General features: G+C 40.4%; 14 protein-coding genes and 1 riboswitch. Of the genes, 3 read left to right on the top strand and 11 right to left on the bottom strand.

Annotated elements, in window-relative coordinates; translation table 11 throughout:
• Positions 1–77 precede the first annotated feature (77 nt).
• The 3 genes from ODU45_RS06395 to ODU45_RS06385 all read right to left on the bottom strand — a co-directional run bounded on the left by ODU45_RS06395 (position 78) and on the right by ODU45_RS06385 (position 4,257).
• Entirely contained in the window at positions 78–2,762 is a 2,685-nt protein-coding gene (locus ODU45_RS06395) for a cation-translocating P-type ATPase (protein WP_398580987.1), read from the bottom strand.
• A gap of 209 nt (positions 2,763–2,971) precedes the next feature.
• Positions 2,972–3,358, bottom strand: a complete 387-nt coding sequence (locus tag ODU45_RS06390; protein WP_044681082.1) for a DUF1934 domain-containing protein — start codon at positions 3,356–3,358, stop codon at positions 2,972–2,974.
• Positions 3,359–3,369: 11 nt separating this feature from the next.
• Positions 3,370–4,257 (bottom strand): sulfite exporter TauE/SafE family protein, encoded by an 888-nt coding sequence (locus tag ODU45_RS06385; RefSeq protein WP_024406705.1) that lies wholly within the window; start codon positions 4,255–4,257, stop codon positions 3,370–3,372.
• Between the two features lie 98 nt (positions 4,258–4,355).
• Here ODU45_RS06385 and ODU45_RS06380 point away from each other — a divergent pair, with 98 nt between their 5' ends.
• Complete coding sequence (locus ODU45_RS06380; RefSeq protein ID WP_002936179.1) at positions 4,356–5,669, top strand: HD domain-containing protein; 1,314 nt, start codon at positions 4,356–4,358, stop codon at positions 5,667–5,669.
• Positions 5,659–6,468, top strand: a complete 810-nt coding sequence (gene yidA, locus ODU45_RS06375) for a sugar-phosphatase (protein ID WP_024377408.1) — start codon at positions 5,659–5,661, stop codon at positions 6,466–6,468. Before ODU45_RS06380 ends, yidA begins: the two co-directional genes overlap by 11 nt.
• 53 nt (positions 6,469–6,521) lie before the next feature.
• On the opposite strand, the gene tpiA is transcribed toward yidA, so the two are convergent.
• The 8 genes from tpiA to ODU45_RS06335 form a co-directional block, all read right to left on the bottom strand.
• A complete protein-coding gene (gene tpiA / locus ODU45_RS06370; RefSeq protein WP_004298713.1) occupies positions 6,522–7,274 on the bottom strand; it encodes a triose-phosphate isomerase in 753 nt (250 codons plus the stop codon).
• A gap of 174 nt (positions 7,275–7,448) precedes the next feature.
• Positions 7,449–8,645, bottom strand: coding sequence for an elongation factor Tu (tuf, locus tag ODU45_RS06365; protein WP_012775011.1), 1,197 nt, complete (start codon positions 8,643–8,645; stop codon positions 7,449–7,451).
• Positions 8,646–8,999: 354 nt separating this feature from the next.
• Positions 9,000–9,971 (bottom strand): anti sigma factor C-terminal domain-containing protein, encoded by a 972-nt coding sequence (locus tag ODU45_RS06360; protein WP_398580986.1) that lies wholly within the window; start codon positions 9,969–9,971, stop codon positions 9,000–9,002.
• Positions 9,952–10,455 carry an RNA polymerase sigma factor gene (locus tag ODU45_RS06355; RefSeq protein WP_105121858.1) on the bottom strand — a complete coding sequence of 168 codons (504 nt, stop codon included), beginning with the start codon at positions 10,453–10,455 and terminating at the stop codon, positions 9,952–9,954. Before ODU45_RS06355 ends, ODU45_RS06360 begins: the two co-directional genes overlap by 20 nt.
• Before the next feature lie 116 nt (positions 10,456–10,571).
• Positions 10,572–13,268 carry a phosphoenolpyruvate carboxylase gene (gene ppc, locus ODU45_RS06350; protein ID WP_398580985.1) on the bottom strand — a complete coding sequence of 899 codons (2,697 nt, stop codon included), beginning with the start codon at positions 13,266–13,268 and terminating at the stop codon, positions 10,572–10,574.
• 20 nt (positions 13,269–13,288) lie between these two features.
• The gene (ftsW, locus tag ODU45_RS06345) at positions 13,289–14,503 is read right to left on the bottom strand and encodes a cell division peptidoglycan polymerase FtsW (RefSeq protein ID WP_011922075.1); all 1,215 of its coding nucleotides are present in this window, start codon (positions 14,501–14,503) and stop codon (positions 13,289–13,291) included.
• A gap of 136 nt (positions 14,504–14,639) precedes the next feature.
• Positions 14,640–15,005 (bottom strand): DUF4430 domain-containing protein, encoded by a 366-nt coding sequence (locus ODU45_RS06340; RefSeq protein ID WP_044684074.1) that lies wholly within the window; start codon positions 15,003–15,005, stop codon positions 14,640–14,642.
• A complete protein-coding gene (locus ODU45_RS06335) occupies positions 15,002–15,505 on the bottom strand; it encodes a hypothetical protein (protein WP_024406699.1) in 504 nt (167 codons plus the stop codon). Before ODU45_RS06335 ends, ODU45_RS06340 begins: the two co-directional genes overlap by 4 nt.
• Positions 15,506–15,617: 112 nt before the next feature.
• Between ODU45_RS06335 and ODU45_RS06330 the strand changes: the two genes are divergently transcribed.
• Positions 15,618–16,472 carry a glycoside hydrolase family 25 protein gene (locus ODU45_RS06330; protein ID WP_398580984.1) on the top strand — a complete coding sequence of 285 codons (855 nt, stop codon included), beginning with the start codon at positions 15,618–15,620 and terminating at the stop codon, positions 16,470–16,472.
• A 23-nt stretch (positions 16,473–16,495) separates the two neighbouring features.
• Positions 16,496–16,591, top strand: a riboswitch (TPP riboswitch).
• The last annotated feature ends 12 nt before the right edge of the window (positions 16,592–16,603 follow it).

Genomic DNA, 16,603 nt, shown 5'->3' with positions numbered 1-16,603 from the left:
GGCAACGAGTCGCAGACTGTACTGAGGTACGGCAAGGCGAGTTAACGAAGTAATAAAAGATAAGCTGAATAACTATATTAGATAGCTTTTTCATCCAATCCCAACTTACGTTGTACAAATTTAACAATTTCTACAACGACAACCATGAGACCTGAACCGATTACTGTTACCATCCATTGAGTTGGTGTCAAGATTGAAACCTTGAAGAAGGTATTGAATCCTGGAATCACAACAGTCGCCATCAAGAGCAAGAAGGCAGCTACGATAGACCAGTTAAAGAGCTTGTTCTTGAATGGACCAACGGTAAAGATAGATTGGTAAATAGACTTAACGTTGAAGGCATGTACCAACTGAATCAATCCAAGAGTAACATAGGCCATTGTCAAGGCATCTGCATGGATTTCTTCATAAGTACTGTGTTCTGGGTAAAGCAGTGCAAAACCATAGACACCAAGTACCAATGCTGTTTGTAGAATACCCTGATAGACAATAGAGCTCAAGACACCACCTGAGAAGAAGCTTGAGTTACGACCACGAGGTTTGTGCTGCATAACACCTGGTTCAGCAGGTTCAACACCAAGGGCAATCGCTGGAAGTGTATCTGTTACCAAGTTAATCCAAAGAAGATGAACTGGCTCCAATACGTCCCAACCAAAGAGGGTTGCAAGGAAGATACACAATACTTCAGCAGTGTTAGCTGACAAGAGATATTGGATGGTTTTTTGGATGTTTGAGAAGACCTTACGTCCTTCTTCTACCGCTACGATAATAGTCGCAAAGTTGTCATCTGCAAGGACCATATCAGAGGCACCTTTAGATACTTCCGTACCTGTAATCCCCATACCGATACCAATGTCGGCAGTCTTAAGTGATGGCGCATCGTTAACACCGTCACCAGTCATGGCAACAACCTTACCATCATTTTGCCAAGCCTTAACAATACGAACCTTATGTTCTGGAGATACACGAGCGTATACAGAATATCGTTTGAAGACTTTCTGGAACTCTTCATCCGTCAATTCATTGAGCTCTGCACCTGTAAATACATGGTCTTCTGTATCATTTGGATCAATAATACCAAGACGTTTCGCAATTGCTTCAGCAGTATCTTGGTGGTCCCCTGTAATCATGATTGGACGGATACCCGCTTCCTTAGCGACACGAACAGCTTCTGCCGCTTCAGGACGCTCAGGGTCAATCATACCAACCAAACCTGAGAAGACAAGGTCGTTTTCAACAATGTCAGATTCCAATTCAGGAATAGCATCAACATACTTGTATGCCATCATCAAGACACGAAGGGCTTGTTTAGCCAACTCTTTGTTAGTTGCAAGAATAGCTTGTTTATCCGCATCAGTAATCGGACGAACTGTACCGTTTTCTTCAATTTGCGTTACACGTTTCAACAACTGATCCGGAGCACCTTTAACAGCTACGAAGAAGTTTCCAGCAGCTTGTTGGTGAACGGTTGACATCAATTTACGTGTTGAGTCAAATGGCAATTCAGCCACACGAGGCTCAGATACCAAGACTTCACGAACGTCAAAGTTTTGATCCAAACCAAATTGAACAAGTGCCGTTTCAGTTGGGTCACCGATCAATTTACCAGTTGGGTCAACTTTTGTATCGTTGGCAAAGTTCATAACACGAAGCGTTGTATTGCTTGCATCCAAAGCTTCTTTAGCATCCACCAATTGACCGTTTGTATAAACTTTTTCAACAGTCATCTGGTTCATAGTCAAGGTACCAGTCTTATCTGATGCGATGATTTCAGTTGAACCAAGTGTTTCAACAGCAGGCAACTTACGGATAATCGAGTTACGCTTAGCCAAGACCTGTGTACCAAGCGAAAGAACCACTGTAACAATAGCTGGCAAACCTTCAGGAATGGCCGCAACCGCAAGAGCTACAGAAGTCATAAGAGCAGGTAAGATACCTTCTCCACGTACAAATACCGAAACAGCCATCGTTACCGCAGCAATTACAAGAACTGCATATGTCAAGACTTTTGATAACTGGTGCAAGTTTTGCTTCAATGGTGTATCAGTCTCATCAGCATTGGCAAGCATACCAGCAATATGACCAACTTCAGTGTACATACCTGTATTTGTAACCACACCAAGACCACGACCGTAAGTAACGTTTGAGTTTTGGTAAGCCATGTTGACACGGTCACCGATCGGTGCATCTTCAGCCAAAACTGCTGACAAATCTTTATCAACTGGTACAGACTCACCTGTAAGAGCTGCCTCTTCGATTTTGAGGGAGTTCGCTTCTAACAAACGCATATCGGCAGGAACAACATCACCTGCTTCAAGCAAGACGATGTCACCTGGCACCAAGTCTTTAGAATCAACCTCGACTACATGATTGTCACGAAGCGCACGCGCAACTGGGCTTGACATGTTTTTTAGCGCCTCAATGGCTGCCTCAGCTTGCCCTTCTTGATAAACACCAAAGGCAGCGTTCAAGATAACCACGGCCAAGATGATAATGGCATCTGTCAAACCGTGTGAACCTTCTGTAATCACCGTCAAGATTGCTGCTGCAATCAAGATAATGATCATCAAGTCCTTAAACTGATCCAAGAATTTAGCTAAGAGTGTGCGTTTTTCACCCTCATCCAATTCGTTACGACCGTAGTCTGCTAGACGTTTGCTTGCCTCATCACTAGACAAACCGTCCAAAGAAGACCCCATGCTTGACAATACTTGCTCTTCGCTCTGTGTATAAAACAAATCGCGTTTTTGTTCTTTTGACAATTTCTTTCTCCTTCTCAGTCTCTTTTTCACCTAATAAATAAAAAAGAGACCTGTTTTATTAAAACAAGTCTCGCTATTTAATATATTGCCGGAAACAAGTCGGATTGACGACAATATCACGGAAATTTCCGCTAGCTACTCCCTCGATTTGTTAACTATTATATCAAAAATCCCGAGAAATTCAAGAATATTTTTCTGGAAATAAGAGATTATTTCCACGAGATTTCCAAATCATAGGAAGCAAAAACTTGCTGGTTCTCCAATCCCTTTAATTCATATTGCAACTGGACACTTTGATCCGAACGGTTTAATTGGTAACGTTTTGTATCGGTCACAAAATGCTGGATTCCTAACGGTGTAGGAATGGTCACAATAGCTTCTTTACCAGAAATGAATCGCATAATAGACTTCGGAGTGGAAAAGCGTGTCATCACTAACTCTTCTTCGTCACATTTTATGACAACTTTTTCAGCTTCATCGTTACTATAAATGAGATAGAGAGTGCCATCTTTTTCCTTAACTTCCACTTGAAATTGCTGATCCACTACCTCAATCTGCCCGTCCAGATCAATTTCATTTCGTAAATAAATATCCATAGGTCCTCCTACTATTTTTTAATCCTAGTAACAAAGGAAGAACGAAGCAGAGTAAAGCCTGTATACGCTGCAATGAAGACAACCAAAATTTTTAAATTATTAATATCTAAATTTGATAAGAAGAAAGCGGCTGTCAAAACACCCAGCACCCCACCGACAATGATTCCTGGAACTCCCGGCCAGTTTACTCGTCCTGATTGGATAAACTGCTTGGCACCAGCTGTCATAATCATAGCAGCATTCAACATCATGACCGGAAGAGCAACCGCTGGACTAATTCCCATCAATGAGAAGAAGATTAACTCAGGAGCATAGTTACCCAGCCCCATACTCATCAGCATTCCCACCATAAAATCAAAGGCAATACCAACAGCCAGTTTCCAACCAGTTAAGCCCTTTACTTCATTGGTAAGATCTGCACCAGGGTTAGTAATCATGCGATAGACCATGAAACAGGCTGCAATAATTAGCAAAATCCCAAGAATTCGTTGAACTTTCTTTGTATCCCATTTTTGAGTTACCTTGGCACCAACAAAGGCACCCGTAAATGCCGCTACTGCCATAGCAATCAGAGTGACCATGTCAACCTCAACTATCGTAATAAACAATAGCGCCTCTACTAAGACTGGTATGATGTGCGCCGTTGTCATGGTCGCAGGAATTTTACGATCGTCTTCCACCAACTTTGTCAGTTTAAACATAGTGGTTGTCGTTGCAAAGGTTCCAATCCCCAAGGTGTCTAGCAAATCAGTAACATAACCGATACCAAATCCTGTCCAAAATTTCTCTTTTAGAGAAATATCGTGCTTTTTAGCATAGGATAGAATTGTGTAAAGCATCCAAAGAATCAGGGCTATAATAAAGACCTGAATAGTTAATAAGATAATTTGATTATTCATTTCTCCATTATACCAAAAGATTCCTTTGGATACATAGCAATATCCTTGTATTTTAGAAAAATCAGGAATTTATCTCCCTTTTTTGTTATAATAAAACTATGATAGAAAAAGTATTTCGCGATCCAGTTCATAACTATGTACATGTTGATCATGAGCTGATTTATAAACTTATCAATACAAAAGAATTTCAGCGACTACGCCGCATCAAGCAACTAGGGACTACTTCCTATACCTTCCATGGTGGCGAGCATAGCCGCTTTTCGCACTGCCTTGGCGCCTACGAAATCGCCAGACGGATTACTCAAAAATTTGAAGACAAGTATCCACAAATATGGGATACAAATGAGTCCCTACTGACCATGGTTGCTGCGCTACTCCATGATGTTGGACACGGAGCCTATTCTCATACCTTCGAGCGTCTATTTGATACAGACCATGAGGAAATGACCTGTGCTATTATTACTAGTCCAGAAACGGAGATCAATGCTCTGTTGAAACAAGTTTCGCCTGAGTTTCCAGACAAGGTTGCTAGTGTTATCAAACACACCTATCCAAATAAACAGGTCGTTCAACTCATTTCGAGCCAGATTGATGTTGACCGTATGGATTATCTATTACGAGATTCCTACTTCACAGGAGCGAACTATGGTGAATTTGACCTAACTAGGATATTACGTGTCATTCGCCCGACAGAAAATGGAATTGCCTTCAAAGAATCTGGTATGCATGCAGTAGAAGACTACGTTCTCAGCCGCTACCAGATGTACATGCAAGTCTATTTTCATCCAGCAAGCCGCTCTATGGAAGTCCTATTGCAGAATTTACTCAATCGTGCCAAACTACTATATACTAGTGAACAGGAGTTTTTTGCACGAACCTCACCTCGGCTATTACCTTTTTTTGAGCATCGTATCCGTCTAACCGACTACCTCAGTCTGGATGATGGAGTTATGAATACTTACTTTCAATCATGGATAGATGGACCAGATCGTATTTTATCTGACTTAGCCCAGCGCTATATCAATAGGAAAGTGCTCAAATCCATCACTTTCAAGGCCGAAGAAGAGGAAGCTTTGGACCGCCTGCGTAGCCTGGTCGCAGATGTCGGGTTTGACCCAGAATACTATACTGCTATTCACCACAACTTCGATTTGCCGTATGACATTTACCGTCCGAATGCAGAAAAGAAACGGACTCAAATTGAGATTTATCGCAAAGATGAAACCTTGGTAGAACTATCCTCTCTATCACCAATTGTTCACTCCCTATCAGGCACAATCCACGGCGATAGCCGTTTCTATTTCCCAAAAGAAATGTTAGAAGAAACAGGTATTTTCGCACCTCAAATAGCTGATTTTAACAGCCATATACATAACGATCATTTTATAATTGGAGAATCAAATGAGCATTAAACTTGTCGCCATCGATATTGATGGTACACTACTAAATAGTCAACACCAAATTACAGCTGAAGTGCATTCAGCAATCCAAGAAGCAAAAAAAGCAGGCGTTAAAATTGTTATTGCTACTGGTCGCCCCATTTCCGGTGTTCAAGCAATTTTAGAAGAACTCAATCTTACAGAAGCAGGTGACTACGTCATCACTTTTAACGGTGGCTTAGTCCAAGATGCAGCAACTGGTGAGGATATTGTCAAAGATACCTTGACTTATGAGGATTATCTCGACATCGAATCTGCTGCCCGTAAACTCAAGCTCCCAATGCATGCCAGCACCAAGGAAGGTATCTATACTGCCAACCGTAACATCGGTAAATACACCATTTACGAATCAACACTAGTAAGTGCACCCATTTTCTATCGCACTCCGGAAGAAATGGCTGACAAGGAAATCATCAAAACAATGATGGTTGATGAGCCAGAAATTCTTGATGCTGCTATTCCACTTCTACCGACCAGCTTGACTGAAAAGTACAACGTAGCAAAATCAGCACCATTTTATTTGGAAATCACCCCTAAAACTGTTAACAAGGGACAAGCTATCATTCATCTAGCTGAGAAGCTTGGACTAACAATGGATCAAACTATGGCCATCGGTGACCAAGAAAATGACCGTCCAATGTTGGAAGTTGTTGGTAATCCTGTTGTCATGGAAAACGGAAATCCTGAACTGAAGAAAATCGCCAAATACATTACGAAGTCAAATGATGAGAGCGGTGTAGCTCACGCTCTGAGAGAATGGGTACTGAAATAACCTCTTAAAATATCAAAAAAAGCATCGGATTCAAAATCCGATGCTTTTTGCTATTAGAAGTTCAACAAAGCCAAGAAGCTTTCTGCTTCAAGTGATGCACCACCAACAAGCGCACCGTCAACGTCTGGACATGCCATGTATTCAGCAACGTTTGATGGGTTTACAGAACCACCGTATTGAACGCGAACCTTGTCTGCAACTTCTTGACCGAAATCAGCAGCAACAACGTCACGAACAGCTTTACACATGTTTTGTGCATCATCTTTAGTAGCTGATTTACCAGTACCGATTGCCCAGATTGGCTCATAAGCAATAACAAGTGATGCTACTTGTTCAGCAGTCAAGTCTTTCAAAGCTGCAGAAACTTGTGCACCTACAAATTCTACTGCTTTACCAGCTTCGTAAGTTTCAAGTGACTCACCACAACAGATGATTGGAGTCAAACCGTTACGGAAGATTGCATGAGCTTTTTTATTAATATCTTCATCAGTTTCGTGGAAGTAATCACGACGCTCTGAGTGACCGATAACAACATAGTTAACACCCATTTCAGCCAATACTTTTGGAGATGTTTCACCAGTGAAGGCACCTGCATCTTCAAAGTAGCAGTTTTGAGCAGCAACTTTCAATTCAGAATCTTTAGCGAACCACAAAAGAGCGTTCAAATCTACAGCTGGAGCTGCGATAGCTGCTTCAATTTTGTCGCCAGCAGGCAATTTTCCTGCAATTGCCTCAACGAAAGCTTGTGCTTCTTGAGGATTTTTGTTCATTTTCCAGTTACCGGCAATGATTGGTTTACGTGACATTTCACTTACCTCTTCTATATTTATTGTACAAGGTACATTATAGCATAAACTTAGCTAAGATTAAAGAATTTCTGTGCATTTTATGAATACTTACAGAAAAACTCTCTACCCGAAAGTAGAGAGTTACAATTAAGTTGTCTGACTATAATTGTTATTTCTGGGAACTCAATCGAATTAAGCTTCGATTTCTGTAACCATACCTGAACCAACAGTACGTCCACCTTCACGGATAGAGAAAGTAGTACCTTGTTCAACGGCGATTGGGTGGATCAATTCAACGTCGATAGTAACGTTATCACCAGGCATTACCATTTCAGTACCTTCTGGCAATTTGATTGAACCAGTTACGTCAGTTGTACGGAAGTAGAACTGTGGACGGTAGTTGTCGAAGAATGGAGTGTGACGTCCACCTTCTTCTTTAGTAAGGATGTAAACTTCACCTTTGAATTTAGTGTGTGGGTTGATAGAACCTGGTTTAGAGATAACTTGACCACGTTCGATTTCATCACGTTGTACACCACGAAGAAGCACACCAACGTTATCGCCGGCAAGACCTTCGTCAAGTTGTTTACGGAACATTTCAACACCAGTAACAACTGCTTTAGATTTTTCTTCTTGAAGACCAACGATTTCGATTTCATCGTTGACACGAACAGTACCACGGTCGATACGTCCTGAAGCTACAGTACCACGACCAGTGATTGAGAATACGTCCTCGACTGGAAGCAACAATGGTTTGTCAGTGTCGCGTTCTGGTTCTGGAATGTACTCATCAACAGTGTTCATCAATTCCATAACGATGTCTTCGTACTTAGAGTCACCTTCAAGAGCTTTAAGAGCTGAACCTTGGATAACTGGAAGATCATCACCTGGGAAATCGTATTCTGAAAGAAGGTCACGGATTTCCATTTCAACCAACTCAAGCAATTCTTCATCGTCAACCAAGTCAACTTTGTTCATGAAGACGATAAGGTGTTTAACACCAACCTGACGTGAAAGAAGGATGTGCTCACGAGTTTGTGGCATTGGACCGTCAGTTGAAGCTACTACAAGGATCGCACCGTCCATCTGAGCAGCACCAGTGATCATGTTTTTAACGTAGTCCGCGTGTCCTGGAGCGTCGATGTGAGCATAGTGACGTTTTTCAGTTTCGTACTCAACGTGTGCAGTGTTGATAGTGATACCGCGCTCGCGCTCCTCTGGAGCAGCATCGATAGACGCATAGTCTTTAGGTTGGTTAACTGATGAAGGCAAGCGACGTGCCAATACAGTTGTGATAGCTGCTGTCAAAGTAGTTTTACCGTGGTCAACGTGTCCAATTGTACCAATGTTAACGTGTGGTTTACTACGATCGTATTTTTCTTTTGCCATTTTGGTAAAAGCCTCCAATAAAATATATTTTATAGATAGACAGTAGGCAATACAGTCTAACTTTACCTTACTATTCTATCAAATTGTAGCAGAATTGCAAGCATTTTCTATTGTTTTTTATTTTATCCATTTTCTGCAAGGGCTATTAGCTTCGCTCATAACTTTTTTTATCATCCCATTTTAACCTATTACTCAACTAAAAATACCTCACTTCCATAGGAATATTGATGTTACCATAGCTACAAGGTCCACAAATACGAGACTACTGCAACAGACCTTTCTCCGTTCAGTCATCCTACGACTCCCCGGCAAGCCTCTTGCTATAGGTATTGAAAATATATTGACTATTTTCACTTAATGATGCAGTTGATAATAAGGCTGAATAGGAATGGACGCTCCAATACTAGAAGAATAAATCCAGTCCTTGCCTTCCAATTGAGCAAAGTCTTCTGCTTTCCCTGTTAAGATAATGCCTGCGAACTCCAACTGATCAATCTCTTCTTGTTTGGTAAAGTCGGTGTTACCAAACTTATCAACAAAGGCTTGCAAGTCATCCACAGGTATGTCCAAATACTGCGCTCGTTTCTGATCTCCCGATTCTAAGAACTCTTTCATATAGTCCATACCTGACATATAGTCTCCAGGCATATCCGAAAAGACCAGTTGAATATCCTCTGGATCTAATCCCAAAAGCTGCTCTGGACGATAGTAATGGGTACTCTGCTTCCCTTCTGTCCCTATCCAATACCAATTTTTCTTGAGATTGCTAGGAATCATTTGCTTGATTTCTGCCAAACTGTACTTCTTATCAAAGGAAATAGCCACTTCTACTAGCTGCCCACTCATGTCTTTAAGATAATGCAATTCATTGGCAATGTCTTGAACACTCCAAACGGACTTTTTTCTATTGTAAAAAACAGGTACCTTGGTATTGGTTGTGAAATCATATAGATATTTGAAGGTATTCCCAGGTATATGCTGAGCAAAATCATAGTGACGATCAAACAGGTCATAGTAAATTTCGTGCTGACCAAAAACCATAGGAACACCAGCTAGATCCTTATATAAATTGCAGTAAAGTTTCCCAGATACATAACTCGTGCTTTGGATTTTAATACCGTCATGTTTTATATTTGGATAAGAGATTTCCATTAAAATAATTTGTTTCCAATTCTCACGCCCTTCTCGTGCACCGACGAGGATTTTTACTGTTTGAATGCCAATAAGCATTAAGATGAAGCCGATGAGCGATGATAGCCCTATTGTCTTCCATAAATTCTTCCGCTTACTCCTTTTCGTTACCTCTTCAAAAGTCTTCATATTCATCTCCTCTCTCTTCTAATGCTTTCCTTAACTGTTTGCGTCCTCGGTAAAGGCTGATTTTCACCCAACTTTGACCAGCACCTAAAATATGCGCAATCTCCTTGATACTCATATCTTGGAAATAATAGAGGTCAATCACCTGCTGGTACTTACTGGGCAAACCTTCCACCGCTTGATAGAGCTCATCATGCCCCTCTTGGTCATAGATCAAAAAATTTTCAGGTCTAAAAAACTCCTTTTGTAAAATTTCATGGTAGCGCTTGTCTCTCCTGTATTTGTCAATGTAAGCCCGGACTGCAGAACGGTAAAGCCAAGCTCTTAGTTTTTCGAAAGGAAGGACAATATCAGATTCAAGCAATTTGACTAGAACATCTTGGGCAATATCCTGACTGTCAGCTGGGCTGGCTCCTGATTTTTGCAGATAGTAGGAAATCTCCTCAGCAATACCAATAATTTCTTTTTCATATTGATCCAGTTTGATACTCATCTCCTCCTTTCACTGATAAAACGAATAAGGGATGGTTTGGTTACGCTTTCTTATAATTATTATATATTTTTAGAATAGAAAAAAACAACCTCCAAAGAAGTTGTTTTGTAGTGGTATTAACCCGAGTTGCGCAAACCTGTCGCCACACCATTGATGGTAATATGAATGAGATTCTCTTGTTCTTTGCTCAATTCTCCACGACGAAGACGATGAATTAATTCAATCTGAATATAGTTGAGCACATTGAAATAAGGCATGCGATAATCAAGACTGGCTTTTAGGAACGGTAGTTCTGCTAAAAGCTCATCATTTTGCTCGATTGATAAAATGATTTCTTTGGTCAATTGCCATTCATCTAAAATGACATGGAAGATATTTCGTACCTCTTCGCTTTCACACATTTTAGCATATTCAAATGCGATATTCATATTGGATTTAGACAATACCATATCCACGTTTGATAGAAGTGAACGGAAGAATGGCCAAGATTCGTACATTTTTTGTAACTTAGACAAATTATCAGGGTGCTTATCAATAAAGCGTTTGAAACTTGAACCAACTCCATACCAACCCGGCAACATGACACGGTTTTGTGACCAGGAGAATACCCATGGAATCGCACGCAAACCACCGATTTCTGTGATGGTTTTTCGAGCCGCTGGACGTGAGCCAATGTTCAGACTTGATACTTCACGAATTGGACTAGCGGCAAAGAAATAATCATAAAAATGTGGATTATTGAACACAAGATCTCTATAAATACGATAGCTATCTGATACAATTTCATCCATGGTTTCGCGATAGCCATCGATTTCATTTGGATCGGTAATCATTTGTGTGACCATACGGTCAAGCGTTGCAGATACCAGCATTTCTAAATTATAGTAGGCTGCGTCTTTGTTACCGTATTTATTGCCTATCACTTCGCCTTGTTCTGTCAAACGAAGTCGGTCCTTGATGGAACCAAATGGCTGAGATGTAATCGCATCGTAGGAAGGACCACCACCACGACCAACAGTACCACCACGACCGTGGAAGAAGGTGATGTTTACTCCGTAGTCTTGACCAATTTGCGTCAATTCATTCTGTGCTTTGTAGAGTGTCCAGCCGGAAGACAGGTAGCCACCATCCTTGTTGGAATCTGAGTAGCCAAGCATGATTTCTTGGTAGTATTTATTGCCTGCAATCCAACGTTTCGCTAAATCTAATTGCAGATATTGACGCATGGTATCAGGTGCATTATCTAAGTCCTCGATTGTCTCAAAAAGTGGAACAATCTGAACACGGGCCTTATCGACATCTACTAGACCAACTTCTTTTAATAGGACAGCTAATTCCAGCAAATCAGAAACACTCTCCGAGTGTGAAATAATGTGTTGCTTGATGATTTCCTCACCTAGCTTATCTTTCAATTCACGCGCAGCAGCAAAGATAGCCAATTCTTTTTCTAATTGTTCTGACTTTGGCATGTGCGTTGCAGAAAGAATGCGTGGATCAGTTTCCAACTGTTTCAAAAGAACATGACATTTAGCTTCCTCAGATAAACTGGAGTAGTCTTCTACGATACGGGCAGAAGCCAATAGTTCCGCAACACTCGCTTCATGAATAGAAGAGTCTTGGCGCATATCGATACTAGCTAGGTAGAAACCAAACGCTTCAACCGCTTCAAGTAATTCTGTAAAATCACCTTTCAATAGCGCCATAGATTTATTTTCAATCAAAGATTGTTTGATGGCTAATAAATCAGCTTTAAACTCGGCTACATTACTATAGCGAACATCTGACGGCTTATTGTGAACTAGATAATCTCTTGTATTTGCAAGTTTCATCTGAATATAGTGAAAAGCACGACGATAAGGCTCGTTTTCACGGTAGACAGAACTATCTTCAGATAAATCCGCCAGCATCTTAACCGCTGTAGATACATTCACAATGGAAGTTGAGAGCGAAAAATTCCGATAGAGTTTATAGAGTTGCTCATCGTAATAATTCATAATGACTTCACACTGAGTCAAGGCTGACAGCTTCAAGGTCTCTGCAGTAACAAATGGATTTCCATCACGGTCTCCCCCAATCCACATCCCCATTGTAATTGGACGAGGGTTATTTAAGGCGATTCCTTTCTCAGCGGCCAAACGTTTGTATTCCCGCTGCAACTTAGTGACAGCCTTAATAAAGGAAGAATTGTAATACTCCATAACGTTTGTGATTTCGTTGGTTACCTTCAACTTCTTCTCGCGAATCATATCCGTCTGCATGATAATCTCAATGTAACAACGGAGCTCATCTTCCCATTTGTTTTTATTGAGCAAGCCCAATTTTACATCGCGATAACGACGAAGCAACTCATGAATATGCTTGGTTAAATCAAGCATAGACTGACGTTGAACCTGAGTAGGATGGGCTGTCAAGACTGGAACAACATTCAACTTTTCAAGGATTTCAGCTGCATTTTCTTGTTTGGAAACCATATCAATTGTTGTTGAAATCTTACCAAGATAATCTTGATCAATATTGTTTTGGTGATTGATTTCATAGGCTAAGTCAACATCTTCTGATATATTAATCAAAAGTGGCAAAACAGCAAAATATCTAGAAATAACTGCTAGTTCATCATTATTCAACTGACTGATAATAGCAATCAATGCCTGATAATCATCCTGACGAGACAATTGAGATAATTCTACAATTTTAGCAAAAGTCTCTGCAGGCATCATTTGAGCTGCTACTTCTTCCAAAATAGATGTTAGAATCGTTACTTCTTCACGGATTGCTTCCTTGTTGTTATAGTTTTCTAATTTTTGAATACCCATCTCCTACCTCTTTCCTATCTCTAAATTAGCGTACGCTCTATTTCTTCTTCAATTAATCGACGTTTTTCACTAGCATCAATATTCAGAACAAACCCTATCCCGATGGAAATAATCAAAAGACTCGATCCCCCCTGTGACAAGAAGGGGAAAGTTACCCCCGTTGCAGGAATAATTCCTGAAATTCCTCCGATATTGACAAATGTTTGAATCAGAAGCATACCTGCCATTCCAAGTGCCATCATCGCATTAAATGGACTACGAGCACGGACGCCTACAATAATAATTCGAATAATCAAAAAGAACAATAAGGCTAGAATTAAACTAGCTCCAACAAAACCGAGTTCTTCAATGACGATCGAAAACGCAAAATCGGTGTGGGCCTCTGGTAGATACCCCTTTTTCTCAATCGAATTTCCCAAGCCACGTCCAAGCCATCCACCGTTACTCATCGCATAGTAAGAATGAGTCAATTGAAGACCTGAGTTGGTGGCATTACCAAATGGATCAAAATAGGCCGCAAAACGACGAGCAATATAACCAAAGAGCGGAATTTTTTCCACCGTTTCTACACCCAAAATACGAATCGTTCCTAGAATAACTGTTGAGGCGGCCACAATTCCCAAAACCGCTGTTGAAAACCAGCGATAGGCAATCCCACTCACACTAATCATCACGACCATAATCAGCACAATAATCGTCGCATTTCCCAAGTCTGGCAGTGTCGCAACTAAACCAAGGAGGAGCAGACTGACCACCCGCCAATCTGTAAACTCTTTCGGAATCCAACTTCCTTTAATCAACGATACATAATCATAAGTCCGAATATCCGCCTGTTGTTTTGCAAACTCATGTGCCAGATACCAAATGATAATTAATTTCAAATATTCCGCCGGCTGCAAGGTTCCTGCAATCGGCAGAGGAATCCAGCCATGAGCCCCGTTAATCGGAGGAAACAACCGAGAAATAGCTAACAGAAATACTTCTACCAAAATAACCGAATAGATAACAGCTTTCTTGCGTAGAAAACTTAATTTCATACGATAAATCGTATAGATTGCTACCAAGCTGACAATCCAGAATCCTGCCTGGTTAATCACTGTTCTAAATGGATTTCCACCATTAATAATTTGCGTAGCACTGGTTGTCGAATAGACCATGACCAACCCAATCACCGATAAGATGAGATAGGGAATCAGTATGGAGTAATTCAACAACTGGCGTTTGTCAATCTTCATTGCTTATCCAACCTTCTTCGAGTATAGCTCTTATTATAGCATACTTTGTATAAAAATACTTATCACTTTCTAAGTTGCTCTGCAAACATTCGGAACTAACTTTTGTCAACAAGAAAAAGGCCGAAGCCTTTCATATCTATTCAAATGTTTCAAGATAAAATTCAATTTCATCCCCATTCGCAACTGTAAGGTCTTTCGCCCCTTTATCAGCCATTTGGCCATTAACTTTATACATCCAGTATGTATTGGTACTCGCATCTTGGCTAACACCATCAATTTCTGTTATCAAACCATTGTCTTCTACAATGTCATGATGTTCTTTAAGCACATCCATGACACTATCACCTTCTTCCGCAGTAACTTCCTGACGATTCTCTTTGTCCTTGGTTGTAATCTGCAAAGTGACTTCGATAGCCGATTTGCTCTGTTTCTCAGTAGTGTTTGTACAAGCAGCCAAGAAGAGCGAGAAGACAACCGTCAACATAATACTAATTTTTTTCATTTATAAAATCTCCTAAAAATATAATCAATAATTGGATAAAACAAAACTGTTGAAGCAGCGTGTAAACTATCAAAGACTAGACCATTAAGCCAGAAGACGATAGGGGAAATCCCAAACTGTGTAGCAGATAAAAAACTTATCGTTAGCCCATATAAAAAGACAAGAATCCCCGCCAGAAGACTCTGTAGCCACAAGGGAATGCTCTCTTTTTTGATAGAAGGACCAATTGCCAACCACCATATAAATTGGATGAAAGCAAAACTAAGAACTTGCCACAAAACAACTGTTCCAAATCCAAAAAGCAAGCCACTCCCTACCATCGCTAGTATCATCAATGTCCAGCTCTCCAGCAAACTGAAATAAGACAGAACAATGAGGAAAATAGCCGTAAGAGGCTTTATATTGGGAAATGGCCCAAAAACCACCCTTAAAACAATCGTCAAAGAGGACAGAACAACTAGCTGACTAACACGTCTTACTTTTTCACTTTTGTCATGCATACCAATTTAGCCTACCTTATTCCCTTTATTATGTCAAGTTCAGATAATCTTTTACTATTTCTTGAATCGTATTTTTTTGATTTTTTCATGATTTTACGGTAGAATTGAGGAGATGAGAAAGAAACTAAATCCGATGATTGTTGTTGGTTTTTTCCTATCCTTCTTTGCTCTTATTTTCATCACTGAGGTGACTGGAAATACTGTAAATAAGACGGAGGTAGCTAACGAACCCGCAGTCACACAATCAAACACCAGTACAAGTTCTAAAACAACAAATTCTAGCTCAAGTTATTACATTGCAAATGCGCTCGAAATGAAACCTATCGTCGACGTTTCTGCTTGGCAGAGACCTTCTGAAATTGACTACGATACCCTTAGCAAAAATATTTCTGGCGCAATCGTTCGTATTCAAAGTGGATCACACACTAAAAACGAAAATACAGCGACTGATAAAAACGGGTTAGATAAATCCTTTGATACCCATATTAAAGAATTCCAAGCAAGAAATATCCCTGTTGCTGTCTATGCCTATGTCACGGGAAATAGTATTGAGAGCATGCAGGAGGAAGCTCGAAGTTTTTATAAGGCCGCCAATAAATACAAGCCGACCTTCTATTGGTTAGACGTTGAAGAATATACCATGGATGATATGAATGCTGGAGTGGAGGCTTTTCGAAAAGAGTTAGAAACTCTCGGTGCTAAAAACATTGGAATTTACGTCGGAACCTATTTCATGGAAGACCACAGCATCAATGTGGATAAATTCGATGCAGTCTGGATTCCTACATATGGTGATGATTCTGGCTACTACAATGCCGCTCCAAATACTGATTTGGATTACGATCTTCACCAATACACATCACGTGGGTATGTCAACGGATTTGAACACCATTTGGATTTAAACCTCATTACTACACTCAAAGATCCTAACGAAGTTTATCAGAAACTATTTACAACACCCGAATAAAATGATACAATTTCACTAATTACATATACACAAAGGAGTGCTTCGGCTGAGATCGCAACTGCGAAATCCTCGAACCTGATCTAGTTAAAACTAGCGTAGGAATTGTGTGCTTTATAGAATGATACTATATT

It is taken from the genome of Streptococcus sp. 2022WUSS135 (genome assembly GCF_044427045.1).
In the GTDB taxonomy this organism is placed as follows: Bacteria; Bacillota; Bacilli; order Lactobacillales; family Streptococcaceae; genus Streptococcus; species Streptococcus hashimotonensis.
The sequence above is the reverse complement of the archived record's forward strand: the minus strand, read 5'-3'. Positions and strand labels throughout refer to the sequence as shown.

Excerpts from the sequence above, each read along its gene's own strand:
- ftsW (WP_011922075.1), bottom strand. The coding sequence starts at position 14,503 with ATGAAGATTGACAAACGCCAGTTGTTGAATTACTCCATACTGATTCCC.
- ppc (WP_398580985.1), bottom strand. The coding sequence starts at position 13,268 with ATGGGTATTCAAAAATTAGAAAACTATAACAACAAGGAAGCAATCCGT.
- ODU45_RS06380 (WP_002936179.1), top strand. The coding sequence starts at position 4,356 with ATGATAGAAAAAGTATTTCGCGATCCAGTTCATAACTATGTACATGTT.
- tuf (WP_012775011.1), bottom strand. The coding sequence starts at position 8,645 with ATGGCAAAAGAAAAATACGATCGTAGTAAACCACACGTTAACATTGGT.
- ODU45_RS06385 (WP_024406705.1), bottom strand. The coding sequence starts at position 4,257 with ATGAATAATCAAATTATCTTATTAACTATTCAGGTCTTTATTATAGCC.
- ODU45_RS06335 (WP_024406699.1), bottom strand. The coding sequence starts at position 15,505 with ATGCATGACAAAAGTGAAAAAGTAAGACGTGTTAGTCAGCTAGTTGTT.
- ODU45_RS06340 (WP_044684074.1), bottom strand. The coding sequence starts at position 15,005 with ATGAAAAAAATTAGTATTATGTTGACGGTTGTCTTCTCGCTCTTCTTG.
- ODU45_RS06360 (WP_398580986.1), bottom strand. The coding sequence starts at position 9,971 with ATGAATATGAAGACTTTTGAAGAGGTAACGAAAAGGAGTAAGCGGAAG.
- ODU45_RS06355 (WP_105121858.1), bottom strand. The coding sequence starts at position 10,455 with ATGAGTATCAAACTGGATCAATATGAAAAAGAAATTATTGGTATTGCT.
- yidA (WP_024377408.1), top strand. The coding sequence starts at position 5,659 with ATGAGCATTAAACTTGTCGCCATCGATATTGATGGTACACTACTAAAT.
- tpiA (WP_004298713.1), bottom strand. The coding sequence starts at position 7,274 with ATGTCACGTAAACCAATCATTGCCGGTAACTGGAAAATGAACAAAAAT.
- ODU45_RS06330 (WP_398580984.1), top strand. The coding sequence starts at position 15,618 with ATGAGAAAGAAACTAAATCCGATGATTGTTGTTGGTTTTTTCCTATCC.
- ODU45_RS06390 (WP_044681082.1), bottom strand. The coding sequence starts at position 3,358 with ATGGATATTTATTTACGAAATGAAATTGATCTGGACGGGCAGATTGAG.